Source organism: Streptomyces misionensis (genome assembly GCF_900104815.1).
In the GTDB taxonomy this organism is placed as follows: Bacteria; Actinomycetota; Actinomycetes; order Streptomycetales; family Streptomycetaceae; genus Streptomyces; species Streptomyces misionensis.
Genome location: NZ_FNTD01000004.1, coordinates 3,401,934 through 3,427,060, shown reverse-complemented (window position 1 = coordinate 3,427,060; position 25,127 = coordinate 3,401,934). Strand labels below are relative to the sequence as shown.

At 71.7% G+C, this 25,127-nt stretch carries 17 protein-coding genes and 1 tRNA gene; 9 read left to right on the top strand and 9 right to left on the bottom strand.

Annotated features, from left to right (window positions below; translation table 11 throughout):
• Nucleotides 1-199: 199 nt before the first annotated feature.
• The gene (gene ppc, locus BLW85_RS17155) at nt 200-2,932 is read left to right on the top strand and encodes a phosphoenolpyruvate carboxylase (RefSeq protein WP_074992506.1); all 2,733 of its coding nucleotides are present in this window, start codon (nt 200-202) and stop codon (nt 2,930-2,932) included.
• A gap of 68 nt (nt 2,933-3,000) precedes the next feature.
• Here the strand turns inward: ppc and BLW85_RS17150 are convergent, their stop codons facing one another.
• The 7 genes from BLW85_RS17150 to BLW85_RS17120 form a co-directional block, all read right to left on the bottom strand.
• Nucleotides 3,001-3,510: a hypothetical protein gene (locus BLW85_RS17150; RefSeq protein WP_177329901.1), complete on the bottom strand. Its 510-nt coding sequence runs from the start codon at nt 3,508-3,510 to the stop codon at nt 3,001-3,003.
• A 65-nt stretch (nt 3,511-3,575) separates the two neighbouring features.
• Entirely contained in the window at nt 3,576-4,178 is a 603-nt protein-coding gene (gene pth, locus BLW85_RS17145; protein ID WP_070023713.1) for an aminoacyl-tRNA hydrolase, read from the bottom strand.
• Between the two features lie 145 nt (nt 4,179-4,323).
• A complete protein-coding gene (locus BLW85_RS17140) occupies nt 4,324-4,920 on the bottom strand; it encodes a 50S ribosomal protein L25/general stress protein Ctc (RefSeq protein WP_070023712.1) in 597 nt (198 codons plus the stop codon).
• 200 nt (nt 4,921-5,120) lie between these two features.
• Entirely contained in the window at nt 5,121-6,101 is a 981-nt protein-coding gene (locus tag BLW85_RS17135) for a ribose-phosphate diphosphokinase (protein ID WP_070023711.1), read from the bottom strand.
• A gap of 154 nt (nt 6,102-6,255) precedes the next feature.
• Nucleotides 6,256-7,704 (bottom strand): bifunctional UDP-N-acetylglucosamine diphosphorylase/glucosamine-1-phosphate N-acetyltransferase GlmU, encoded by a 1,449-nt coding sequence (gene glmU / locus BLW85_RS17130; protein WP_071828482.1) that lies wholly within the window; start codon nt 7,702-7,704, stop codon nt 6,256-6,258.
• A gap of 122 nt (nt 7,705-7,826) precedes the next feature.
• A tRNA-Gln gene (locus tag BLW85_RS17125) sits at nt 7,827-7,897 on the bottom strand.
• A 6-nt stretch (nt 7,898-7,903) separates the two neighbouring features.
• Nucleotides 7,904-8,776: a hypothetical protein gene (locus tag BLW85_RS17120; protein ID WP_074992505.1), complete on the bottom strand. Its 873-nt coding sequence runs from the start codon at nt 8,774-8,776 to the stop codon at nt 7,904-7,906.
• A gap of 166 nt (nt 8,777-8,942) precedes the next feature.
• Between BLW85_RS17120 and BLW85_RS17115 the strand changes: the two genes are divergently transcribed.
• Entirely contained in the window at nt 8,943-10,250 is a 1,308-nt protein-coding gene (locus tag BLW85_RS17115) for a sensor histidine kinase (protein WP_074992504.1), read from the top strand.
• Nucleotides 10,251-10,267: 17 nt separating this feature from the next.
• Here BLW85_RS17115 and BLW85_RS17110 read toward each other — a convergent pair whose 3' ends face one another.
• The gene (locus BLW85_RS17110; RefSeq protein WP_070023707.1) at nt 10,268-10,762 is read right to left on the bottom strand and encodes an SUKH-3 domain-containing protein; all 495 of its coding nucleotides are present in this window, start codon (nt 10,760-10,762) and stop codon (nt 10,268-10,270) included.
• A 41-nt stretch (nt 10,763-10,803) separates the two neighbouring features.
• Entirely contained in the window at nt 10,804-11,313 is a 510-nt protein-coding gene (locus BLW85_RS17105) for a YwqJ-related putative deaminase (protein WP_074992503.1), read from the bottom strand.
• A gap of 265 nt (nt 11,314-11,578) precedes the next feature.
• Between BLW85_RS17105 and BLW85_RS17100 the strand changes: the two genes are divergently transcribed.
• From BLW85_RS17100 to BLW85_RS17070, 7 genes are all read left to right on the top strand, one after another.
• Nucleotides 11,579-12,604, top strand: coding sequence for an SMI1/KNR4 family protein (locus tag BLW85_RS17100; protein WP_070023705.1), 1,026 nt, complete (start codon nt 11,579-11,581; stop codon nt 12,602-12,604).
• Nucleotides 12,605-12,614: 10 nt separating this feature from the next.
• A complete protein-coding gene (locus BLW85_RS17095; RefSeq protein ID WP_074992502.1) occupies nt 12,615-15,602 on the top strand; it encodes an SUKH-4 family immunity protein in 2,988 nt (995 codons plus the stop codon).
• 226 nt (nt 15,603-15,828) lie between these two features.
• Nucleotides 15,829-16,701, top strand: a complete 873-nt coding sequence (locus BLW85_RS17090; protein ID WP_107409134.1) for a DivIVA domain-containing protein — start codon at nt 15,829-15,831, stop codon at nt 16,699-16,701.
• A gap of 352 nt (nt 16,702-17,053) precedes the next feature.
• Nucleotides 17,054-17,842, top strand: a complete 789-nt coding sequence (locus BLW85_RS17085) for an ABC transporter ATP-binding protein (RefSeq protein WP_070023702.1) — start codon at nt 17,054-17,056, stop codon at nt 17,840-17,842.
• Nucleotides 17,839-20,421, top strand: a complete 2,583-nt coding sequence (locus tag BLW85_RS17080) for an ABC transporter permease (protein WP_074992500.1) — start codon at nt 17,839-17,841, stop codon at nt 20,419-20,421. The genes BLW85_RS17085 and BLW85_RS17080 overlap by 4 nt, the downstream gene beginning before the upstream one ends.
• Nucleotides 20,422-20,648: 227 nt before the next feature.
• A complete protein-coding gene (gene mfd, locus BLW85_RS17075) occupies nt 20,649-24,185 on the top strand; it encodes a transcription-repair coupling factor (protein ID WP_070023700.1) in 3,537 nt (1,178 codons plus the stop codon).
• Nucleotides 24,186-24,403: 218 nt separating this feature from the next.
• Complete coding sequence (locus BLW85_RS17070; protein WP_074992499.1) at nt 24,404-25,120, top strand: HNH endonuclease family protein; 717 nt, start codon at nt 24,404-24,406, stop codon at nt 25,118-25,120.
• The last annotated feature ends 7 nt before the right edge of the window (nt 25,121-25,127 follow it).

Here is a 25,127-nt window from a genome sequence, read left to right as displayed (position 1 = left end):
AGTATGGCAGCGTGTCGAGCGGCGGCAAGAGCCCGAGCGTCTGCGCGTCCCCATCGACACCTATCCTTGGAATCGGTCGGACAGCGCGGTCCGCTGAAGTTTCCTTCCCGGACGCTCCGGCCCGTATGCGGCACCAGGCCGCGCGGCAGACGGCCGGGTACCTCCCCGAGACGCTTCAACACTGCAAGGAGCCGCACCTGTGAGCAGTGCCGACGACCAGACCACCACGACCGGCAGCGAACTGCGCGCCGACATCCGCCGCCTGGGTGATCTCCTCGGAGAGACCCTCGTACGGCAGGAAGGCCCCGAACTCCTCGAACTGGTCGAGAAGGTCCGCCGCCTCACCCGTGAGGACGGCGAGGCCGCCGCCGAGCTGCTGCGCGGCACCGAACTGGAGACCGCGGCCAAGCTCGTACGCGCCTTCTCCACCTACTTCCACCTCGCCAACGTCACCGAACAGGTGCACCGCGGCCGCGAGCTGCGCGCCCGGCGCGCCGCCGAAGGCGGCCTCATCGCCCGAACGGCCGACCGCCTCAAGGACGCCGACCCCGAACACCTGCGGACCACCGTCCAGAACCTCAACGTGCGGCCCGTCTTCACCGCACACCCCACCGAGGCCGCACGCCGTTCCGTCCTCAACAAGCTGCGGCGCATCGCCGCACTCCTGGACACCCCCGTCCTGGAGTCCGACCGCCGCCGCACCGACGTCCGCCTCGCCGAGAACATCGACCTGGTCTGGCAGACGGACGAGCTGCGCGTCGTCCGGCCCGAACCCGCCGACGAGGCCCGCAACGCCATCTACTACCTGGACGAGCTGCACGCCGGCGCCGTCGGCGACGTCCTGGAGGACCTCACCGCGGAACTCGAACGCGTCGGCGTCCGCCTCCCCGACGACACCCGCCCCCTCAGCTTCGGCACCTGGATCGGCGGCGACCGCGACGGCAACCCCAACGTCACCCCCCAGGTCACCTGGGACGTCCTCATCCTCCAGCACGAACACGGCATCAACGACGCCCTGGAGATGATCGACGAACTGCGCGGACTGCTCTCCAACTCCATCCGCTACACCGGAGCCACCGAGGAACTCCTCGACTCCCTGCGCGCCGACCTCGACCGGCTGCCCGAGATCAGCCCCCGCTACAAGCGCCTCAACGCCGAAGAGCCCTACCGCCTCAAGGCCACCTGCATCCGGCAGAAGCTGGAGAACACCAAGCAGCGCCTCGCCAAGGGCACCCCCCACGAGGACGGCCGCGACTACCTCGGCACCGGCGAACTCCTCGCCGACCTGCGGATCATCCAGGCCTCCCTGCGGCAGCACCGCGGCGGCCTCTTCGCCGACGGCCGCCTCGGCCGCACCATCCGCACCCTTGCCGCCTTCGGCCTCCAGCTCGCCACCATGGACGTCCGCGAACACGCCGACGCCCACCACCACGCCCTCGGCCAGCTCTTCGACCGGCTCGGCGAGGAATCCTGGCGCTACGCCGACATGCCGCGCGAGTACCGCACCAAGCTCCTCGCCAAGGAACTGCGCAGCCGCCGGCCCCTCGCCCCCACCCCGGCCCCCGTCGACGCCGCCGGCGCCAAGACCCTCGGCGTCTTCGAAACCGTCAAGAAGGCCCTCGACGTCTTCGGCCCCGAGGTCGTCGAGTCCTACATCATCTCCATGTGCCAGGGCGCCGACGACGTCTTCGCCGCCGCCGTCCTCGCCCGCGAGGCCGGCCTCGTCGACCTGCACGCCGGCTGGGCCAAGATCGGCATCGTCCCCCTCCTGGAGACCACCGACGAACTGCGCGCCGCCGACACCATCCTGGAGGACATGCTCTCCGACCCGTCCTACCGGCGCCTGGTCGCGCTGCGCGGCGACGTCCAGGAGGTCATGCTCGGCTACTCCGACTCCTCCAAGTTCGGCGGCATCACCACCAGCCAGTGGGAGATCCACCGCGCCCAGCGCCGGCTGCGCGACGTCGCCCACCGCTACGGCGTACGCCTGCGCCTCTTCCACGGCCGCGGCGGCACCGTCGGCCGCGGCGGCGGCCCCTCCCACGACGCCATCCTCGCCCAGCCCTGGGGCACCCTGGAAGGCGAGATCAAGGTCACCGAACAGGGCGAGGTCATCTCCGACAAGTACCTGATCCCCTCCCTCGCCCGGGAGAACCTGGAACTCACCGTCGCCGCCACCCTCCAGGCCTCCGCCCTGCACACCGCCCCCCGCCAGTCCGACGAGGCCCGCGCCCGCTGGGACGCCGCCATGGACGTCGTCTCCGACGCCGCCCACGCCGCCTACCGCAGGCTCGTCGAGGACCCCGACCTGCCGACGTACTTCCTCGCCTCCACGCCGGTCGACCAGCTCGCCGACCTGCACCTCGGCTCACGGCCCTCCCGCCGCCCCGGCTCCGGCGTCTCCCTCGACGGCCTGCGCGCCATCCCGTGGGTGTTCGGCTGGACCCAGTCCCGGCAGATCGTCCCCGGCTGGTTCGGCGTCGGCTCCGGCCTCAAGGCCCTGCGCGAAGCCGGCCTGGACACCGTCCTCGCCGAGATGCACGAACAGTGGCACTTCTTCCGCAACTTCATCTCCAACGTGGAGATGACCCTCGCCAAGACCGACCTCAGAATCGCCCGGCACTACGTCGACACCCTCGTGCCCGACGAGCTCAAGCACGTGTTCGACACCATCCGCGCCGAACACGAACTCACCGTCAGCGAAGTCCTGCGCGTCACCGGCGAGGACGAACTCCTCGACGCCCAGCCCGTCCTGAAGCAGACCTTCGCCATCCGCGACGCCTACCTCGACCCCATCTCCTACCTCCAGGTCGCCCTCCTCAAGCGCCAGCGCGACGAGGCCGCGGCCGGCGGCGAACCCGACCCGCTGCTCGCCCGCGCCCTGCTCCTCACCGTCAACGGCGTGGCCGCCGGCCTGCGCAACACCGGCTGAACCGACCCACGGAAAAAGAGGGTGCCCCCGAGGTCCTGCGACCCGGGGGCACCCTCTTTCCGCTTTCCTCACCGCACCGCGACGAACGCCGCCGTCAGCAGCCCGAGCCCCGACAGACCCAGCACCCACGCCACCCGCGTCAGCCGCATCCCGCCCGCGACCACCACCGACGCCAGCAGCAGCGCCCCGCCGAGCGGCACCCACGCGTACAGGATCCCCGCCCACCCCGAACGCAGCGCCTGCGCCGTACCCGGCTTCAGCACCACCGCGTACGTCCGCCCCTTGCGCACCGCCACCGACTCCGGGATCTCCACCCGCGCCCGGGCCCGCGCCCCCGCCGACGTCGGTGTGAACGGCCCGCCGCAGACACCGCCCGCACAGGCCACCACCCTCACCGTGCCCTGCTCCCGCCCCTTGGTCAGCAGCACGTGCTGCGCGCTCCCCCAGGAGCCCCACAGCCCCGCGAACACGATCAGCGCGGCGAGCGCGCCCATCGCCGCGACCCGCCCGAACCGCAACGCGGACACGGACGCCTGGACAGCGGAACGGGTGGCGATGGCAGGCATGGCCGGGATCATTGGCCATACCCGCACGACCGGTCAACTCGCCCGACCGCCAAGGACGGACAAGTCCTGAGTTGTGCTCAGGAGTTGTACGCGCTCTGCGCCCGCTCCAGCCCCTCCGTCACCAGACACTCCACCGCGTCCGCCGCCCGGTCCACGAAGTAGTCCAGCTCCTTGCGCTCGGTCGAGGAGAAGTCCTTCAGCACGAAGTCCGCCACCTGCATACGACCCGGCGGCCGGCCGATCCCGAACCGCACCCGGTGGTAGTCCGCGCCCATCGCCTTCGTCATCGACTTCAGACCGTTGTGCCCGTTGTCCCCGCCGCCCAGCTTCAGCCGCAGCGTCCCGTAGTCGATGTCCAGCTCGTCGTGCACCGCGACGATGTTCGCCACCGGCACCTTGTAGAAGTCCTTCAGCGCGTTCACCGGGCCACCGGACAGGTTCATGAAGGACATCGGCTTCGCCAGGATCACCCGGCGGTTCGCCGGCCCCGCCGGACCGATCCGCCCCTCCAGCACCTGCGCCTGCGCCTTGCCCGCCCGCTTGAACTTCCCCCCGATCCGCTCCGCGAGCAGATCCGCCACCATGAAGCCGACATTGTGCCGGTTCATGGCGTACTCCGGCCCGGGATTGCCGAGCCCGACGATCAACCAGGGGCCACTGGTCGGAGTGGTCACGTCCATGTCTCCTCGAAATGCGCGACAGCCGCTGCCTCCCGAGGAAGCAGCGGCTGTGTACCGCTGTGGACAGCAGTGCTGTTACGGCCGACGGCACCGGGCACCTACCGACGAGGGCCCGGCTCCGGCACGGCGCAACCGCCGGTCAGGCTCAGGCCTCCGCGGCCTCTTCGCCCTCGGCGGCCTCTTCACCCGCGGGCTCCTCGGCCTGCGCCTGCAGGACCTGGAGCACGACCGCGTCCTCCTCGACGGCCAGGGAGATGCCGCTCGGCAGCGTGATGTCCTTGGCGTGGACGGAGGCACCGGCCTCCAGACCCTCGATGGAGACGGTGACCGACTCCGGGATGTGGGTGGCCTCGGCCTCGACCGGCAGCGCGGCCAGGACGTGCTCCAGCAGGTTGCCACCCGGGGCCAGCTCGCCCTCGGTGTGCACCGGAATCTCGACCGTGACCTTCTCGCCACGCTTGACCAGCAGCAGGTCGACGTGCTCCAGGAAGCCCTTCAGCGGGTCACGCTGCACGGCCTTCGGGATGGCCAGCTCGTTGGTCTTGCCGTCGATGTCCAGCGAGATCAGGACGTTCGGCGTACGCAGCGCCAGCAGCAGCTCGTGGCCCGGCAGGGTCAGGTGCAGCGGCTCGGTGCCGTGGCCGTACAGAACACCCGGAACCTTGTTCTCACGGCGGATGCGGCGGGCCGCACCCTTGCCGAACTCGGCGCGGGACTCGGCGGCGATCTTCACCTCGGACATGTGGATCACTCCTCGTAGTAACTCGGAACGGACGTGGTCACCCGGCCACGAACGGCCTGCTACGAAGAGCGCGTCGATAACGGACCGCCGTACACAGAAGTACGGCCTCCCTCGCCGAGCAACTCGTGCAGTTTACTCGGACCGGGAGGCCGTACCCAAAAGGATCTTCGGCTAGCCGGGACGGCCGGCCTGAAGAAACCTCACTGCTCGTCGAAGAGGCTGGTCACCGAACCGTCCTCGAACACCTCACGCACCGCGCTCGCGATCGTCGGAGCGATCGACAGCACCGTGATCTTGTCCAGATCCCGGCCCAGCTCCGCCGGCGTCGGCAGCGTGTTCGTGAACACGAACTCGCTCACCCGCGAGTTCTTCAGCCGGTCCGCCGCCGGACCCGACAGCACACCGTGCGTCGCCGTCACGATGACGTCCTCCGCACCGTGCGCGAACAACGCGTCGGCCGCCGCACAGATCGTGCCACCCGTGTCGATCATGTCGTCCACCAGGACACACACCCGGCCCTTGACCTCACCCACGACCTCGTGGACGGTCACCTGGTTCGCCACGTCCTTGTCACGCCGCTTGTGCACGATCGCCAGCGGCGCACCCAGCCGGTCACACCACCGGTCCGCCACCCGCACCCGGCCCGCGTCCGGCGAGACCACCGTCAGCTTGTTCCGGTCCACCTGCTCGCCCACGTAGTCCGCCAGCAGCGGCAGCGCGAAGAGGTGATCCACCGGACCGTCGAAGAAGCCCTGGATCTGGTCCGTGTGCAGATCCACGGTCAGAATCCGGTCGGCACCCGCCGTCTTCATCAGATCCGCGATCAGACGCGCCGAAATCGGTTCACGACCCCGGTGCTTCTTGTCCTGCCGCGCGTAACCGTAGAACGGCACGATCACCGTGATCGAACGAGCCGACGCACGCTTCAGCGCGTCGATCATGATCAGCTGCTCCATGATCCACTTGTTGATCGGAGCCGTGTGGCTCTGGATCAGGAAGCAGTCCGCACCACGGGCCGACTCCTGGTAACGAACGTAGATCTCACCGTTGGCGAAATCGAAGGCCTTCGTCGGGACGACCCCGACACCCAGCTGCTGGGCGACCTCCTCGGCAAGCTCGGGGTGGGCGCGGCCGGAGAAGAACATCATCTTCTTCTCGCCGGTCGTCTTGATCCCGGTCACAGCACTGTCTCCTCAGAGGTTGTCTCAGCCAGGCGGCTGCTCGAACGACCTCCCGTCCGAGCGTGAGAGGCCGAATCAGCTGGTAGGGGTGTGGATGCACCTGCGCGGATGTGCACTTATCACGGTACGCCGAGTTTGACGCACTCGTTTCCGGTCAGTCCTCGTTCCCGCGCGGCCGGGACGCCTCCTCGGCCGCCTTCGCCGCCGCGCTCCCCGGCCGCTTCCGAGCCACCCAACCCTCGATATTCCGCTGCTGACCACGGGCCACGGCCAGCGAACCGGGCGGCACGTCCTTCGTGATCACGGAACCCGCGGCCGTGTAGGCACCGTCCCCGACCGTGACAGGCGCCACAAACATGTTGTCCGAACCCGTCCGGCAATGCGACCCGATCGTCGTGTGATGCTTGTCCTGACCGTCGTAGTTCACGAACACGCTCGCCGCACCGATGTTGGTGTACTCACCGATCGTCGCGTCACCCACGTACGACAGGTGCGGCACCTTCGTGCCCTCACCGATCCGCGCGTTCTTCGTCTCGACGTACGTCCCGATCTTGCCCTTGGCACCCAGCCGCGTCCCAGGCCGCAGATACGCGTACGGCCCCACACTCGCCCCGGCACCCACCACGGCCCCGTCCGACACGGTGTTGTCCACCCGCGCCCCGGCACCCACCTTGGTGTCCTTCAACCGGGTGTTGGGCCCGACCTCCGCACCCTCCGCCAGATGCGTGGCACCCGTCAGCTGCGTACCCGGATGCACCACCGCGTCCCGCTCGAAGGTCACGGTCACGTCCACCCACGTGGTGGCCGGGTCCACGACGGTGACCCCGTCCAGCATCGCCCGCGTCAGCAACCGGTCGTTGAGGATCCGGCGCGCCTCGGCCAGCTGCACCCGGTTGTTGATCCCCGCGATCTCCCGGTGATCACCGGCCACCGAGGCACCGACCCGGTGCCCGGCCTCGCGCAGGATGCCCAGCACGTCCGTGAGGTACTCCTCACCTTGGCTGTTGTTCTTGCGCACCTTCGTCAGCGCGTCCGCCAGCAGCCGGCCGTCGAACGCGAACACCCCGCTGTTGATCTCCCGGATCGCCCGCTGGGCCTCGCTCGCGTCCTTGTGCTCCACGATCGCCGTCACCGCGCCCGACGCCTCGTCCCGCACGATCCGGCCGTACCCGGTCGCGTCCGGGACCTCGGCGGTCAGCACGGTCACGGCGTTGCCGTCGGCGTGGTGCGTCTCGGCGAGCCGCCGCAGCGTCTCGGCGGTCAGCAGCGGGGTGTCCCCGCAGACGACGACCACGGTGCCGGCGACGGCGCCCCCGAGTTCCTCGAGACCCATCCGCACGGCGTGTCCGGTGCCGTTCTGCTGCTCCTGCACGGCGGTGCGGACGGCGGGGTCGATCTCCGTCAGGTGCGCGGTGACCTGCTCACGGGCGTGGCCGACGACGACGACCAGGTTCTCGGGCTGCAACTCGCGGGCGGCGGCGAGCACATGGCCCACGAGGGAGCGGCCGCAGATCTGGTGCAGCACCTTGGGTGTGGCCGACTTCATACGGGTGCCCTCACCCGCTGCGAGAACGACGACGGCTGCCGGGCGGATGGCACTCACAGGGTTGCCCTTCGGCTCTGAATGGGTGGGGAACAGCCGCAGGATACCGGGGCGGGTTTCGGGGGGTATGAGTGCGGGCCCTGACGGGGCGTTCGCCGGTCAGGACCCGAACCGAGGATGTGCTCCCGGGGGAGGACTCGAACCCCCATGATCAGAACCAAAATCTGACGTCTTGCCCTTAGACGACCCGGGATTACCGCTATGTCCGATTTGGAAGATCGGTCGCAGTGACAGCCCCTACTATGCCGTACCACCAGCCTTCGATGCGACGGTACAGCTCCGCTCCTTGCAGAACGTTGATCACGAGGCATCCCCGGTAGTCCTCGCCGACGTTCTTGCGGACAGTTTTCGGGTTGTGCTTCTTGATGGTCGTCCGCTGGAACTCGGCGGGGTCGGCCTGGACGAGGTCGGCCCAGTGGCGCCGGGCCCCCTCGACGTCGCCCGTCGCATGGATCATCACGCGGTACCGGAGGCGCTCGCGTTCGATCCCGAGCAGGTCCAGCCAGGCCAGGTAGACCCGGACCACACCGGGGTCGCTGTTGACGAACTGCACGTTCTCGCGTCGGGCGTACGGCTTGTCCTTGGAGCCCTCGGCCCAGTAGAGGGCGACGCCCGCCAGGAACAGATCGCGGTCGGTCATCGTGCCGATCTCGTCCGCGGCGGCCGCCTTGGTCTTCCGGCGCTGTTCGTCCCGTACCGCCAGCTCGTGCTCCCAGCGCTTGCGCGCCGCCATCCGTGCCTGTTCGGACGGAGACCGCCGTTCCGGCCGCGGCAGGTCCCGCACCCATAGTGAGATCGAGCTCTTCGAGCAGCCCAGCTCGACCTGGATCCGGTCGTAGGTCCACCCCTGGAGTCGTAGTTCGCGGGCGCGTTGCCGCAGGTCGTCCTTGGCGTTGGGGCGTTTGGTCCAGGCGGGTGGGGGTTCGCCCTTGACCAGGCGGTTGAGGACGTCGTTGTTGAAGATCTTCAGCTGGTCGCGGATCTGCCGGAGGCTGTGGCCCGCGCGGCGCAGGGCGATCGCCCGGTTCCGGAGGTCCTCGAAGTCGGCGTGTCTGCCGTGGGGGTGTGTCATAGGCACACCGTCCGGGTGGAATGTGGGATTCCGGGATCGAACGGATGGAGTTCACCAGTTCGAGGGATAGGGGGAGGTTTCGAGCGAGGTGGGACGTGGGGTGTGCTGTGTGCAGGTAGGTGAAAGTCACCGGAAAAGCCCCGCTCCGCGCCCTTAGGCTGGACGCATGACCATGACGGGGGAAGACCACTCCAGGGCGCTGACCGGCCCTTGGTGGTGGCCGCGGCGGCGCAGCGCGGTGTTCGACGGGGCGCTCGCCGTGGCGTCGGCCGCGGAGTGCGGTGCGGAGGGGCTGGGTTTCGCCCGGGACGCGGGGATCCCGGTCTGGGCGGGGGTCCTGTTCGGTGTGGCGGCCGGTGCCGTGCTGCTGGTGCGGCGCAGGTGGCCGGTCGTGGTGGTGCTGGTGGCGATCGCGGTGACCCCGGCGCAGATGGGTTTCCTGCTGGGCATCGTGGGTCTGTACACGCTGGCGGCGGCCGAGGTGCCGCGGCGGATCATCGGGGTGCTGGCGGGCATGTCGCTGGCGGGTACGGCGGCGGTGACGTTCGTCCGGGTCCGGCAGGACCTGGCGCGCGGTGATCTGACCCTGGGTGACTGGTTCGTGCCGTTCGCGGCGGTGGCGACGGCGCTGGGGCTGACGGCTCCGCCGGTGTTGCTGGGGTTGTACGTGGGGGCGCGGCGCCGGTTGATGGAGAGTCTGCGGGAGCGGGCGGACAGTCTGGAGCGGGAGCTTCAGCTGCTCGCGGAGCGGGCGGAGGAGCGGGCCGAGTGGGCGCGCAACGAGGAGCGGACGCGGATCGCGCGGGAGATGCACGACGTGGTGGCGCACCGGGTGAGTCTGATGGTGGTGCACGCGGCGGCGTTGCAGGCGGTGGCGCGGAAGGATCCGGAGAAGGCGGTGCGCAACGCGGCGCTGGTGGGGGACATGGGCCGGCAGGCGTTGACGGAGTTGCGGGAGATGCTCGGGGTGCTGCGGGCGGGGGAGGACGTGGTCCGGCGGCCGGCGGGGGTGCCGTTGGCGGCGGTGGGGGAGGCGGCCGCGGCGGCGGCTTCGCGGGTGGCCGAGGAGGTGGCCGAGGGGCCGTGTCTGTCGGAGCTGGAGGAGTTGCTGGGGCAGTCGGCGGCGGCGGGGATGGTCGTGGATCTGTCGGTGGAGGGTGAGGTGCGGTCGTATGCGGCGGAGGTGGAGCAGACGGCGTACCGGGTGGTGCAGGAGGCGTTGACGAACGTGCACAAGCATGCGGCGGGGGCGAAGACGCATGTGCGGTTGGCGCATCGGGCGTCGGAGATCGCGATGCAGGTGGAGAACGAGCCGCCGCCGGAGCCGGGGTCGGCGTCGGCGGCGGGGCTGCCGTCGGGTGGCAATGGTCTGGTGGGGATGCGGGAGCGGGTGCTGGCGCTGGGCGGGGTGTTCGTGTCGGGGCCGACGGATGCGGGTGGTTTCCGGGTGTCGGCGGTGATTCCGGCGGTGTAGCGGCTCGGTGGCGGGGGTCAGCCGGCGGTGAGGCGTACGGGTGTTATGCCGGTGATGAGGGTGGTCAGGGCGTGGTCGATGTCGGGGCCGATGTACCAGTCGCCGGTGTGGTCGAGGGCGTAGACGCGGCCTTGGGTGTCGATGGCGAGGACGGCGGCGGTGTCGGTCTCGGTGCCGAGGGGGCACAGTTCGGTACCGAGGGCGCGGCCGAGGTCGCCGAGGGTGCGGGCGTGGTGGAGGCCCTGGAGGGGGTCGAGGTGGAGGGTGGCGGGGGCGATCTGGCGGCCGGGGCCGCCGGGGGTGATGTGCAGGTCGCCGAATTCGGCCCAGGCCTCGACGGCGGCGGGGAAGACGGTGTGCCGGTGTCCTGCGGGTGAGGTGTGGTCGCGCAGGGTGTCGGCCCAGATCTCGGCCTGTTTTATGTCCCAGCGTCCGGGTTCCCAGCCGGCGTTGCGCAGGCTGGCGTCGACGGGGACGGGGAAGCGTGTGGTGGAGGTGCGGTCCGGGTGCATCTGCCGTTCGTTCGTCGTGCGGATGGGGTGGTGCGTGGGCGTCAGTCGGCGGTGGGGTCGACGATGCGGACGCCGAAGTGTGCGGTGAGGGCGGTGCAGGCGCGGCAGGGGGTGGCGAAGCTGCCGTGGAGCGGGTCGCCGTCCTCGCGTATGCGGCGGGCGGTGAGTTTGGCGTGCTTGAGGGCTTTGCGGGCTTCGCCGTTGGTCATGGGTCTGCGGGAGGCGCGTTTGCTGCGGGTGGCGTCGGCGGCGGTGAGGTGCCGGGAGATGAGGATGGTTTCGGCGCAGCGGCCGGTGAAGCGGTCGCGTTGGGCGCTGGGGAGGGTGTCGAGGAAGTCCTGGACGAGGGGGTGCAGGGTGGGGGGTTCCTCGCCGCGGGCGGCGGTGCAGGTGAGGGTGGTGCCGTGGACGGAGAGGGCGGCGGCGACGGTGGGCAGGATGCCGTCGCGGCGGTGCCGGAGGGTGGGGGCGGGTGGTGCCTCGGTGCCGCTCCAGTCGATGCGCGGGTCGCCGGCGCGCACGTCGGTACCTCCGGTCTGCAAGGTATTCATGTTGGCGTTTCCCTCCCCGGGTGTCCCCCGAAGGACACAGGGTGCCAAATGCCGTGGGTCGCGTGGAAGCTGGGGCGGCGCGACACGCCCGTGGGGGGTGGGGTTCGTCACGGTGGGGTGACGGCTGGTCACGGAGGTGGTCGGGGTGCGGGGGTGTGGGGTTGTGGCGGGCCGGTGACCGTGGTTCGGGTACCGCTTAGGCTGTCGGCATCCGTGATGGACACCGCCGTTCAGGCCTAAGAGAACGCCTCAGGGGGCAACCGCCATGACGACAGGTCGGCTCGGGCTGGGGGCACCTCCCGGCCGCCAGGCGCCGGGAGGGGCCGTGCCGCCGAACGCGGCGTATGCCGGGCAGGTGGTGCACTTCCCGGATCCGGTGCGGGCGGCGCGCCATCCGGGGGGTGTGCGGGTGGACGAGCGGGGTTTCCCGGATTTCTCGCCGTATGCGCGGGTGGCGGTGGAGATCGCGGAGCCGCCGGAGGGTTTCGGTGTCGACGAGTTGCGGTTGACGGACTATGTGTCGGCGAACGCGGCGTTGGCGGCGGCGGGGCACGAGTTGTGGGACACGGTGCCGGATGTGGCGACGCCGCACGGCTGGACGTGGCATCACGTGGCGGGTTCGCGGCGGCTGGAGTTGGTTCCGGTCGAGGTGAAGGCGTTGCTGCGGCATCACGGTGGGGTGGCGACGGCTCCGGTGGATCACGGGAAGCGGGGTACGCGGCCGTTGCAGGAGACGCGGCCGGCGCATTTCGGTCTGCCGAAGTCGGGTGTGGCGGTGTCCGAGGCGCAGGTGCAGGGGGTCGAGGAGGATCTGGGGTACCGGTTGCCGGGTGCCTACCGTGACTTCCTGAAGGCTGCGGGTGGTTGTGCTCCGGTGGGTACGGCGTTGGACGCCGAGTTGGGGTTGTTGCTGGACCAGCCGTTCTTCACGGTGCGGGACGAGGCCGCGGTCAATGATCTGGTCTATGTGAACAAGTGTCTGCGTGACCATCTGACGAAGGACTACCTCGGGGTGGCGTTCGTGCAGGGCGGGTTGCTCGCGGTGAAGGTGCGGGGCGAGCGGCTGGGTTCGGTGTGGTTCTGCGCGTACGACGATGTGCGGGACGTCGATCCGTCGTGGCCGCCGGCCGAGCGGGTGGAGCGTCTGCTGCTGCCGTGCGGTGAGGACTTCGATGTCTTTCTGTCCCGTCTGGCGGGCAGTCCGCCGGAGTTGGAGACGGTGGCGAACCTGATGGTGGACGGCGGTTTCGCGCGTGTCGTCCCGGTGTCTTCCGGCGCGGTGGGGGAGTGAGCTTTCGGCGATGGTGACGTACGCGCAGGCGCAGGAGCGCGCCGAGGAGTGGATCAACGGGGATGTGCCCGTGTACCAGCACCGCGAGGTGCGGGTGCGGGAGTTCGAGCTGGGTTTCGTGGTGTGGGGTGAGGACCGGGCGGAGGGGCCGCGTTCGGACGCGGGGTCGCAGCGGTTGGTGATCGCGCGGGACAGCGGGGAGGCGACGTTGTGGCCCGCGTTGCCGGTGGGTGAGGTGATCCGCCGGTACGAGGAGGAGTACGGGGGGCCCGATGGTCCGCGGGACGCGGTGCCGGCGCCGGCGCTGGCGCGGGTGGATCTGAATCAGACGTCGTTCCTGTTGACGCCTCCGGAGTGGTTGCAGGAGGCGGCGGACAAGCTGGGGATCGGGGAGCGGCGGCCGCAGGGGGCGGCTTCGGATTCCGGTGACTTTGCCGATTCCGGTGACTCCGGTGAGTCTGCCGAGTCCGTTGGTTCTTTGGGGGGTTCGGCCCCGGCCGGGGTGCCCGAGGGGGCGACGCCTTGGGCGGGTACGGACACGAACGGGGGCGCGGGTGAGGACGACGACCGTTCGGTGCCGTTGCCCGCGACGGTGTTCGCGCCGCCGCTGAGCGATGCCGACGACGGTGCGCCGAGGCCGCCGGCCGTGGCGCCGGACGCGAAGACGGCGTTGATGGCGGGTGGCAGCCAGTTGCCGCGTACGGCGCTTGCCCCGGCGCTCGACACCTCGAACGGGCCGGACGCGCGGGGAGGTTCGGCGGTGCCGGACGCACCGCAGGGGAGCACGCCGCCTCCGGTGCCGGGTGCTTCGCCGGGTGGTGCTCCGATGCCGCCTCCGGTGTCGGGTGGTCCGCAGAGTGTGGCTCCGATGCCGCCTCCGGTGTCGGGTGGTCCGCAGAGTGTGGCTCCGATGCCGCCTCCGGTGTCGGGTGGTCCGCAGAGTGTCGCTCCGATGCCGCCGCCCGTGCCCGGTGGCCCGCAGGGCAGTGTGCCGCCTCCGCCTCCGCCGCCGGGTGCTCCGGTGTACGGCTATCCGGCGCCGGCGGGGCCCGGTGTCCCCGCGCCGGGTGGTGCGCCCGCGCCGGGTGCTCCGGTGTACGGCTATCCGCAGGGTCCCGGCACCCCGCCCGCGCCCGTTCCCGGGGGCCCGGGGGTGCCGCCGGGCAGTGCTCCGCCGCCGTACGGTCATCCGCAGGCGCCGGGCGCCCCGGACGCGTCCCGGCCGCCGGCCGGTGCGGGTGCCGCCGAGCGCCCGCTCGCGCCGAACGCCGGGGACATCGCGGACGCCGCGACGAGCAAGGCCGCGCCGCCGCCGAAGAAGGGGCGCGGTGGGGTGGGTGCGCCGCCCCCGCCGCCGGGTGCCCCGGGCACGCCGGGCGCGCGCCCGGGGAGTGTGCCGACGCCGCCCGCGCCGGGCGCGTCGTCGGGCGGGTATGTGCCGACGCGTCTGGTGTCCGCGCTCGGGCCCGAGGGGCAGGACGGCGTGGACGGGGAGCGGGAGCCGGGCGTGCCGGACGCGCCGGGCGCCCCCCGGCAGCCGGCGACGCCTCCCGGCGACGTACACCACGCGGCCACGATGCTGGCCGACCCCGCCGCGATGGGTCCCGGTGCCCCGAAGCCGCCGGCGGCGCCGGGGATGCCGGGCGCGCCCGGTGCTCCGGGTGCGCAGGGCGGTTCGGGTGCTCCGGGTGCCCCCGGCGTGCCCGCGGCTCCGGGGACGCCTCCGGTGCCGGGGGCGCCGCGGCCCCCGTCGGCTCCTGGCACGCCCCCCGCTCCCGGGGCGCCGCAGCCTCCCGGTGCCGTGCACCACGCGGAGACCATGCTGGCCGCGCCTGCCCCGGGCGGTCCCGGCATGCCTCCGCCGCCCCCCGGGTCCGGTGCGCCGGGCATGCCGCCGGGGCCGTCCGGCGCACCCGGTGTCCCCGGTCCGCCGCCGCCGATGCCCCCGGGCGCCGTGCCGCCTCCGGGTGGCCGTCTGCCGGGGCAGCCGCCGGCGTACGGGTATCCGCAGCCGCCCGCCGGGCAGCCGACGGTGGGTCCGGGCTACCAGGCCGTCCTGCGCTACCGGGCGCAGGACGGTTCGGAGCAGCAGCTGATCCGGCGGTCCGCGCCGGGTACGCCGCATCCGGAGTGGCAGATCTTCCACGAGCTGCGCTCGATGAACGTGCCGCCGGACCAGGTGCTGGAGCTGCACACGGAGCTGGAGTCCTGCGAGCTGCCGGGTGCCTACTGCGCGCGGATGATCCGGGAGCAGTGGCCGCAGGCGCGGATCACGAGCATCGCGCCGTACGGCACGGACCATGCGAGCCGTCAGGAGGGCATGCAGCAACTGCTGGCCCACCAGGGCGAGTTGCACCAGGTGGCGGACGGCCCCGCGCGCCCCGCGCCGGTGCGTGCGCCGTTGCCGCCGGTGCAGGTGGCGCCCCCGGTGCCGCCGGAGGGCGTGGCGCAGGAGCTGGCGGCGGCGTTCGGGCCGGGGGTCTTCCGGTTCGAGCAGCAGGCGGTGTCCCGGCAGGGGGTGCCGCCGGTCGTGGCGCACACCCTGGTGGTGGCCGGACTGCCGTTGGACATGGGCCCGTTCTTCTGGGCGCAGGCGCAGCCGGGCCGGCCGGTGCCGACGCTGGCGGAGCTGGCGGCCGAGCGCGGGGTGCGGCCGGCGCCGGACGCGGGGTCGTACCTGGTGATGGGCACGGACTTCGGCAAGGCGCTCTGTGTGCAGTACGGGACGGCGCACATCGTGGCGGTGCCGGTGGAGGCCGGGCCGGGCGGTGCGCCGGTGCCGCCGCAGTTCGTGAACACCGGGCTGCCGGAGTTCGTGCGCTGTCTGGCGCTGCTGGGCCGCATGTGGCGGCTGCGGTACGGGCTGAACCAGGAGCAGGCGGGCCGCTGGACCGTCGACTTCCAGGCGCAGCTGGCCGCGCTCGACCCGGCGGCGCTCGGTTCGCCGGAGAGCTGGTGGTCGGTGCTGCTGGAGCAGATGTGGGACGGCCTGCTGTAGTGCGGGACCGTACGAGGACGCCGGTGTGCGGCGCGGAGGGGGGTGCGCGGGAGAACCGGTAGCCGCCGGTCGGGAGCCCCTGGGCCGGGACGGGCGATGTCGCGCCCGTGACGTGGCTGCGGAGTGTCGCGTTATGAACACTTCCGCCGGATCCGTCACGATGTGCGCGAAGTCGTCCTGTCGGTCGGTCCGCCGGAGAGGGGTTCCCAGGGTGAGCAGCGCATGGATGCCGCCGGGCGGCTTCACGACCGTCCGGGGGCGTGGCTACCGCCCCGACCAGGTCGACGCGTACCTGGAGGCGCTGTCCGAGGGCCGGGACGCCGCGTGGGAACGCGCCGCGCGGCTGACCGTGCTGGCCAAGGACATGGCGGCGGACCTCGCGCGGCTGCGGGAGGTCGTCGCGCGCCTGGCGCCGCAGGAGTACGAGACGCTCGCGGAGGGCGCGCGGAATCTGTACCGGCTCGCGCTGGAGGAGGCGGAGCAGCTGCGCGAGCGCGCGCGGTGCGAGGCGCGGGAGTGGGTCGCGCGGGCCGAGGCGGACGCCGAGGAAGTGCGCCGGGTGGCGGGGGAGTCGGCGCACGCGCTGCGCGCGGAGGCCGACGAGCACGCCCGCGGCCTCCTCGACGCCGCGCGTGCCGAGGCCGACGCCATCCGCGTCGATGCCCGCCGGGCGGTGAAGGACGGGCGCGGCGCGTCCCTGGCGGCGCTGCGCGAGGCGCGGCGGCACACCGCCGCGCTGCTGGCCGAGCAGACCCGGCAGCAGGCCGAGCGCCTGGCCGGGATCGAGCGCGAGGAGGCCGAACGGGTGGCCGCCCTGGACGCCCGGCACGCCGGACTGGAGGCCCGCGCCGAGGCCGAAGTGGCCGCCGCCGAACGGGCGCTGGCCGAGGCCGGGGAGTACGCCCGCCGCTGCGAGGAGGAGGCCCGTACGCGCGCGGCCGGCATCGTCGCCGACGCCGGCGCCCGGGCCGGCCGCATCGCCCAGGAGACGGAACGGGTGCTGCGTGCGCACAGCGAGGCCTGGGACGACGTGCAGGCCCACATGGACCACGTCCGCAGCAAGCTGATGATGCTGACGGGCCGGGCGGCCCTGGACTAGCCGCCAGCGGCCAGGAGCACCCCGGCCAGTGGTACTCCGGGGGTGGAGACGGCCCCGGTCCCGGCTCCACGCGGCGGTGGAGTTCCCCTAGGGGGTCCTCCGGAGAACGGCTCGGGGCGGGTTCGTCCCGGCGGAGGACGAGACGGCGCCGGGGTGGTCCTTAACCTGGCTTTACGCCGCTGGGGGGCGGCTGGCACGACCGGGAGGGTGGGGTTTTCCCCCTCGTGAAGACGGGGCTTCGCACCAGCGCGTGCGACCCGCCGAACCGCGAGACTCGTCGACGTACCCAGAACACACACGCCTCGGAACCGGGGCGGCACGCGAACTTGCCGACCGACATAGGAGAAATACCGTGACATCGGCTGTGACAATTCCCAGGCACGGGGGCACTGGAGAGCGTACGGCCGTTGCCGCGCGGGCGCGGCAGGTCGTGAAGGCGTACGGGTCCGGCGAGACCCGTGTCGTCGCCCTGGACCACGTCGACGTGGACATCGCCAGAGGCCGCTTCACCGCGATCATGGGGCCCTCGGGCTCCGGCAAGTCCACACTGATGCACTGCCTCGCGGGCCTGGACACGGTGACGGGCGGTCAGATCTTCCTGGACGACACCGAGATCACCGGCCTGAAGGACAAGAAGCTCACCCAGCTGCGCCGGGACCGGATCGGCTTCATCTTCCAGGCGTTCAACCTGCTGCCGACGCTCAACGCCCTCGAGAACATCACGCTGCCCATGGACATAGCCGGCCGCAAGCCCGACCGGGCGTGGCTGGACCGGGTCGTGGAGACCGTCGGCCTCGCCGGCCGGCTCAAGCACCGGCCGACCCAGCTCTCCGGCGGCCAGCAGCAGCGCGTCGCCGTGGCCCGCGCGCTCGCCGCCCGTCCGGAGATCATCTTCGGTGACGAGCCGACCGGCAACCTCGACTCCCGCGCCGGCGCCGAGGTGCTGGGCTTCCTGCGCCGCTCGGTGGACGAGCTGGGCCAGACCATCGTGATGGTCACCCACGACCCCGTCGCCGCCTCCTACGCGGACCGTGTGCTGTACCTGGCCGACGGCCGCATCGTGGACGAGATGCACCAGCCGACGGCCGAGCAGGTCCTGGACCGCATGAAGGACTTCGACTCCCGGGGCCGTACGTCATGACCGTCCTGAAGACCTCCCTGCGCAACTTCTTCGCGCACAAGGGCCGCATGGCGCTCTCGGCGGTCGCGGTCCTGCTGTCGGTCGCCTTCGTGTGCGGCACCCTGGTGTTCACCGACACCATGAACACCACCTTCGACAAGCTGTTCCAGGCGACCTCCTCGGACGTCACGGTCAGCGCCGGCGGTGCCTCCGACACCGGGCAGACGACCTCCCGCACCGGCAAGCCGCCGGTCATGCCGGCCTCCGTCCTCGGCACCGTCCGGGGCGTCGAGGGCGTGCGTTCGGCCGAGGGCACGGTGTTCTCCACCTCGGTGACCGTGATCGACGGCAAGAAGGACAAGCTGTCGCCGAGCAGCGGCGGGCCCACCATCGTCGGCAGCTGGAACGGCAACGACGCCCGCACCATGAAGATCACCACCGGTGCGGCGCCCAAGGGCCCGGACCAGGTGATGGTGGACAAGGACACCGCCGACAAGCACCACCTGAAGCTCGGCGACGACATCGGCATGATCTCGGTCCTCGGCACGCACCACGCCCGCGTGAGCGGCATCGCCGCCTTCCAGGTGACCAACCCCGGGGCGGCCGTCTTCTACCTGGACACCAAGACCGCCCAGCAGACCCTGATCGGCCGCACCGGCGTCTACACCGACGTCAATGTCACCGCCGCCAAGGGCGTGCCGGACGACCGGCTGAAGAAGGACGTCGCGGCCGCGCTCGGCCACGGCTACAAGGTGCGCACCGCCAAGGAGGTCGCCGACGCCAACCAGAAGAGCGTCGAGAGCTTCCTGAACGTCATGAAGTACGCGATGCTCGGCTTCGCCGGGATCGCCTTCCTGGTCGGCATCTTCCTGATCATCAACACCTTCTCCATGCTGGTCGCCCAGCGCACCCGGGAGATCGGCCTGATGCGCGCCATCGGCTCCTCGCGCAAGCAGGTCAACCGCTCCGTGCTGATCGAGGCGCTGCTGCTCGGCCTGATCGGCTCGGTGCTCGGCGTCGGCGCGGGCGTCGGCATCGCGGTCGGCCTGATGAAGCTGATGAGCGGCATGGGCATGGAGCTGTCCACGGACGACCTGACCGTCGCCTGGACCACGCCCGCGCTCGGTCTGCTGCTGGGCGTCGTGGTCACCGTGCTGGCGGCCTACCTGCCCGCCCGGCGGGCCGGCAAGGTCTCCCCGATGGCCGCGCTGCGCGACGCCGGTTCCCCGGCCGACGCCAAGGCCGGTGCCGTGCGCGCCGTCCTCGGCCTGCTGCTCACCGGCGCGGGTGTGGCCTGCCTGTACGTCGCCGCCACCGCCGACCAGGCCAAGACCGGCTCGGGCTGGCTGGGCCTGGGCGTGCTGTGCACCCTGGTCGGGTTCGTGGTTGTCGGCCCGCTGCTCGCGGCCGGCCTGGTCCGGGTCCTCGGCGTGGTGCTGCTGCGGGTCTTCGGGCCGGTCGGGCGGATGGCCGAGCGCAACGCGCTGCGCAATCCGCGCCGCACCGGTGCCACCGGCGCCGCCCTGATGATCGGCCTCGCCCTGGTGGCCTGCCTCTCGGTGGTCGGCTCCTCCATGGTGGCCTCCGCCACCGACCAGCTGGACAAGACCGTCGGCACGGACTTCATCGTCCAGGGCGACCAGGAGTTCGCCTTCGTCAAGCCGCAGATGGTGCGGGAGATCAAGGCCACGCCCGGCCTGGAGCGGGTCACCGAGTACAAGATCCTCGACGCGACCCTGACCACTCCGGACGGCAAGGTCGTCAAGAACGGGACGATCAACGCGGCCGACGCCACCTATGCCGAGGACGTGCGCACCAAGACGGTCGCCGGCGACCTCGCCGACGCCTACCGGCCGGACTCCATGTCCGTCTTCGAGGGCTTCGCCAAGGAACACGGCATCAAGGTCGGTTCCACGGTCACGGTCGCCTTCAAGGGCGGCAGCGCCGCCCGGCTCACGGTCCGCGCCATCACCAGCGACGAGGTCGTGATCGACAAGGGCGCGATGTACGCGGCCATCCCCACCGTCGCGAAGTACGTACCGGCCGACCGGATGCCGCTGGACCAGCTCGTGTTCGCCACCGCCAAGGACGGGCAGCAGGCCGCCGCCTACGCGTCGCTGAAGCGGACCGTGCACGCCGACCCGGCGCTGAACGTGCGCGACCAGACCGACTTCAAGAAGGCGCTGAAGGACCAGATCGGCCAACTGCTCAACATGATCTACGGCCTGCTGGCCCTCGCGATCATCGTCGCGGTCCTCGGTGTGGTGAACACCCTGGCCCTGTCGGTGGTGGAGCGGACCCGGGAGATCGGCCTGATGCGGGCCATCGGTCTCTCCCGCCGCCAGCTGCGCCGCATGATCCGCCTGGAGTCCGTGGTGATCGCCGTCTTCGGCGCCCTGCTCGGCCTCGGCCTCGGCATGGGCTGGGGCGCGACCGCCCAGAAGCTCCTCGCCCTCCAGGGCCTGAAGGTCCTGGACATCCCCTGGCCGACGATCACCGCGGTCTTCGTCGGCTCCGCCTTCGTGGGCCTGTTCGCCGCCCTGATCCCCGCCTTCCGGGCGGGCCGGATGAACGTGCTGAACGCCATCGCCACGGATTAGCCGCGCACCGGCCGCCGGCCGGTCGCCAGGTCCGCCGCACACGGGGGTTGCGGGGGTGCACCCGGTGCCGGGAAGTCCCGAGGGGCTTTCCGGCACCGGGTTTCCGCCGTCCCGGGGCCCGTCGGCGGCCGGGGGGGCGAAGGCCCCGGTTGTCCACAGGCTCCGACGGCCGCCACGGCGGCGTCGTACGCTGGACACTCGTTGCCCACCCCTGGACGGAAAGCCCCATGAGCCTGCACGGTCTGCTCGACGCCGTCGTCAAGGACCCCGCCCTCGCGGAAGCGATCACGGCGGCCGCGGACGGCAACCGCATGCACGTCGACCTCGTCGGTCCCCCGGCGGCCCGCCCCCTCTCGGTCGCCGCCCTGGCCCGCGAGACCGGCCGCACCGTGCTCGCGGTCACGGCGACCGGCCGCGAGGCGGAGGACCTGGCGGCGGCGCTGCGCTCGCTGCTGCCGCCGGAGGGCATCGTGGAGTACCCCTCCTGGGAGACGCTGCCGCACGAGCGCCTGAGCCCCCGCAGCGACACCGTCGGCCGGCGCCTCGCCGTGCTGCGCCGCCTCGCCCACCCCCGGGCCGACGATCCCGAGACCGGCCCGGTCTCCGTCGTCGTGGCACCCGTGCGATCCGTGCTCCAGCCGCAGGTCAAGGGCCTGGGCGACCTGGAGCCCGTGTCCCTGCGCACCGGTCAGAACGCCGATCTGAACGACGTGGTGGAGGCCCTCGCGGCCGCCGCCTACGCGCGGGTCGAGCTGGTCGAGAAGCGCGGCGAGTTCGCCGTGCGCGGCGGCATCCTGGACGTGTTCCCGCCCACCGAGGAACACCCCCTGCGCATCGAGTTCTGGGGCGACGACGTCGAGGAGATCCGCTACTTCAAGGTCGCCGACCAGCGCTCCCTGGAGATCGCCGAACACGGCCTGTGGGCGGCGCCCTGCCGCGAGCTGCTGCTCACCGACGAGGTGCGCGAACGCGCGCGGACCCTCGCCGAGGAACACCCCGAGCTGGGCGAACTCCTGAACAAGATCGCCGAGGGCATCGCGGTCGAGGGCATGGAGTCCCTCGCCCCGGTCCTGGTGGACGACATGGAGCTGCTGCTCGACGTGCTGCCCCAGGGCTCGATGGCCGTGGTCTGCGACCCCGAGCGGGTCCGCACCCGCGCCGCCGACCTGGTGGCCACCAGCCAGGAGTTCCTCCAGGCGTCGTGGGCGGCCACCGCCGGTGGCGGCGAGGCCCCGATCGACGTCGACGCGGCCTCCCTGTGGTCCATCGCCGACGTCCGCGACCGGGCGCGCGAGCTGGACATGATGTGGTGGTCGGTGTCCCCCTTCGCGGCCGGTGAAGAGCTCGACGCGGACACCCTGAAGCTGGGCATGCACGCGCCCGACACCTACCGCGGCGACACCGCCAGAGCCCTCGCCGACACCAAGGGCTGGCTCGCCGACGGCTGGCGCGCGGTGTTCGTCACCGAGGGCCACGGCCCGGCCGCCCGCACCGTCGAAGTGCTCGGCAACGAGGGCATCGCGGCCCGCATGGACGCCGACCTCGGCGAGCTGAGCCCGTCCGTCGTGCACGTCTCCTGCGGCTCCATCGAGTACGGCTTCGTCGACCCGGGGCTCAAGCTCGTCGTGCTCACCGAGACCGACCTGTCCGGGCAGCGCACCGCGAGCCGTGACGGCGCCCGGATGCCGGCCCGCCGCCGCAAGACCATCGACCCGCTCACCCTGGAGGCGGGCGACTACATCGTCCACGAACAGCACGGCGTGGGCCGCTACATCGAGATGGTGCAGCGCACCGTGCAGGGCGCCACCCGCGAGTACCTGGTGGTGGAGTACGCCCCCGCCAAGCGCGGCCAGCCCGGCGACCGCCTCTACATCCCCACCGACCAGCTGGAGCAGATCACCAAGTACGTCGGCGGCGAGGCGCCCACCCTGCACCGCCTGGGCGGCGCGGACTGGACGAAGACCAAGGCGCGCGCCAAGAAGGCGGTCAAGGAGATCGCCGCCGACCTGATCAAGCTCTACAGCGCCCGCATGGCCGCCCCCGGCCACGCCTTCGGCGCCGACACGCCCTGGCAGCGCGAGCTGGAGGACGCCTTCCCCTACGCGGAGACCCCGGACCAGCTCACCACCATCGCCGAGGTCAAGGACGACATGGAGAAGTCGGTCCCGATGGACCGCCTGATCTGCGGCGACGTCGGCTACGGCAAGACCGAGATCGCGGTGCGCGCCGCCTTCAAGGCCGTACAGGACGGCAAGCAGGTCGCGGTCCTCGTGCCGACGACGCTGCTGGTGCAGCAGCACTTCGGGACGTTCTCCGAGCGGTACGCGCAGTTCCCGGTGAACGTGCGGGCGCTGTCCCGGTTCCAGACCGACACCGAGGCCAAGGCCGTCCTGGAGGGCCTGCGCGAGGGCTCGGTGGACGTCGTGATCGGCACCCACCGGCTGTTCTCCTCGGAGACCAAGTTCAAGGACCTCGGCCTGGTCATCGTCGACGAGGAGCAGCGCTTCGGCGTCGAGCACAAGGAGCAGCTGAAGAAGCTGCGCGCCAACGTCGACGTGCTCACCATGTCGGCCACGCCCATCCCGCGCACCCTGGAGATGGCGGTGACCGGCATCCGCGAGATGTCCACCATCACCACGCCGCCGGAGGAGCGCCACCCGGTGCTCACCTTCGTCGGGCCGTACGAGGAGAAGCAGATCGGCGCGGCCGTCCGCCGCGAGCTGCTGCGCGAGGGACAGGTCTTCTACATCCACAACCGGGTCGAGTCCATCGACCGTGCGGCGGCCCGGCTGCGCGACATCGTCCCCGAGGCACGCATCGCCACCGCGCACGGCCAGATGTCGGAGGCGGCGCTGGAACAGGTCGTGGTCGACTTCTGGGAGAAGAAGTTCGACGTGCTGGTCTCCACCACCATCGTGGAGTCCGGCATCGACATCTCCAACGCCAACACCCTGATCGTGGAGCGCGGCGACACCTTCGGCCTCTCCCAGCTGCACCAGCTGCGCGGGCGCGTGGGCCGCGGCCGGGAGCGCGGTTACGCCTACTTCCTCTACCCGCCGGAGAAGCCGCTCACCGAGACCGCCCACGAGCGCCTGGCGACCATCGCCCAGCACACCGAGATGGGCGCGGGCATGTACGTGGCCATGAAGGACCTGGAGATCCGCGGCGCGGGCAACCTGCTCGGCGGCGAGCAGTCCGGGCACATCGCGGGCGTCGGCTTCGACCTGTACGTCCGCATGGTCGGCGAGGCGGTGGCGGACTACCGGCGGCAGCTGGAAGCCGGCGAGGCAGGGGTGGAAGAGGCCCCGCTGGAGGTCAAGATCGAGCTGCCGGTCGACGCGCACGTCCCGCACGACTACGCGCCCGGCGAGCGGCTGCGCCTCCAGGCCTACCGCGCCATCGCCTCCGCCAACTCCGAGGAGGACATCAAGGCCGTCCGCGAGGAACTCGCCGACCGCTACGGCAAGTTGCCCGAACCGGTGGAGAACCTGCTGCTGGTGGCCGGGCTGCGGATGCTCGCGCGGGCCTGCGGCGTCGGCGAGATCGTCCTCCAGGGCACCAACATCCGCTTCGCGCCGGTGGAGTTGCGCGAGTCGCAGGAGCTGCGCCTCAAGCGGCTCTACCCCGGCACGGTCATCAAGCCGGCCGTGCACCAGGTGCTGGTGCCCCGCCCGAAGACCGCGAAGGTGGGCGGCAAGCCGCTGGTCGGCCGCGAACTGCTGGCCTGGGTGGGGGAGTTCCTCGCCTCGATCCTGGGCGCGTGATCCGCGCCGCTTTCGGCGGCCGGAGGATGTGATCCGGCGCACGGCCTCCGCGGCCGTGCGCCGCCCCCTGAGCGCCAAATGCCCCGCTCCACGCCGCACTTGCCCCTGAATCCTCCCTTTGCGGCCCATCTGGTGCCCGGAAACGGGCAGTTAACGTGGTGGCGGAACGATCCGCCCCGCATCCGGGGACGGATCAGGGCGAGCGAGGGGGGCGCAGGGTGACGCGTCTGAAGAGCGGTGCGGTCGGTGCGGTGGTCGTACTGGCCGCGGTGGCCGGCTGCAAGTCCGGGCAGAGCACGGGGGCCGCGGGGCCCGAGGAGAAGGGCGGCGGGGGCGCGGTGCTGACCGCGGCCGACGCGCTGCCCGTCAAGGGCCGTGCCCCGAAGACCGGTTACTCCCGCGACCGGTTCGGCAGCGCCTGGGCGGACACGGACTCCAACGCCTGCGACACGCGGGACGACATCCTCAAGCGGGACCTGAAGGACGTGAAGTTCACCGGCGGCACCTGCAAGGTCACCTACGGCCTGCTGGACCCCGACCCCTACTCCGGCAAGGAGATCACCTACCGGCGCGGGCGCAGCCAGGTCGACATCGACCATGTCGTCGCCCTGTCGGACGCCTGGCAGAAGGGCGCCAAGTACTGGGACGCGAGCAAGCGCATCGCGCTGGCCAACGACCCGCTCAACCTCATCGCGGTCGACGCGAGCGCCAACCGCGGCAAGGGCGACGGTGACGCGGCCACCTGGCTCCCGCCGGACACCGCCTACCGCTGCACCTATGTGGCCACGCAGGTGGCGGTGAAGAAGAAGTACGGCCTGTGGGTGACCTCCGCCGAGAAGGCCGCGATGAAGAAGGTGCTGGCCGGCTGCCCGGACCAGAAGCTCCCCTCCGGCGGCAACCCGACCGAGGCCCCTTCGCGCTTCACGGCCCGCTGACCCCGCT

Bases quoted from the DNA above. Each gene is read 5' to 3' on its own strand.
- pth (WP_070023713.1), bottom strand. From the start codon at position 4,178: ATGGACGTGACCACTCCGACCAGTGGCCCCTGGTTGATCGTCGGGCTC.
- BLW85_RS17100 (WP_070023705.1), top strand. From the start codon at position 11,579: ATGACGACAGGTCGGCTCGGGCTGGGGGCACCTCCCGGCCGCCAGGCG.
- BLW85_RS17140 (WP_070023712.1), bottom strand. From the start codon at position 4,920: ATGTCCGAGGTGAAGATCGCCGCCGAGTCCCGCGCCGAGTTCGGCAAG.
- mfd (WP_070023700.1), top strand. From the start codon at position 20,649: ATGAGCCTGCACGGTCTGCTCGACGCCGTCGTCAAGGACCCCGCCCTC.
- BLW85_RS17120 (WP_074992505.1), bottom strand. From the start codon at position 8,776: ATGACACACCCCCACGGCAGACACGCCGACTTCGAGGACCTCCGGAAC.
- BLW85_RS17150 (WP_177329901.1), bottom strand. From the start codon at position 3,510: ATGATCCCGGCCATGCCTGCCATCGCCACCCGTTCCGCTGTCCAGGCG.
- BLW85_RS17115 (WP_074992504.1), top strand. From the start codon at position 8,943: ATGACCATGACGGGGGAAGACCACTCCAGGGCGCTGACCGGCCCTTGG.
- BLW85_RS17090 (WP_107409134.1), top strand. From the start codon at position 15,829: ATGCCGCCGGGCGGCTTCACGACCGTCCGGGGGCGTGGCTACCGCCCC.
- BLW85_RS17105 (WP_074992503.1), bottom strand. From the start codon at position 11,313: ATGAATACCTTGCAGACCGGAGGTACCGACGTGCGCGCCGGCGACCCG.
- BLW85_RS17110 (WP_070023707.1), bottom strand. From the start codon at position 10,762: ATGCACCCGGACCGCACCTCCACCACACGCTTCCCCGTCCCCGTCGAC.
- BLW85_RS17095 (WP_074992502.1), top strand. From the start codon at position 12,615: ATGGTGACGTACGCGCAGGCGCAGGAGCGCGCCGAGGAGTGGATCAAC.
- BLW85_RS17080 (WP_074992500.1), top strand. From the start codon at position 17,839: ATGACCGTCCTGAAGACCTCCCTGCGCAACTTCTTCGCGCACAAGGGC.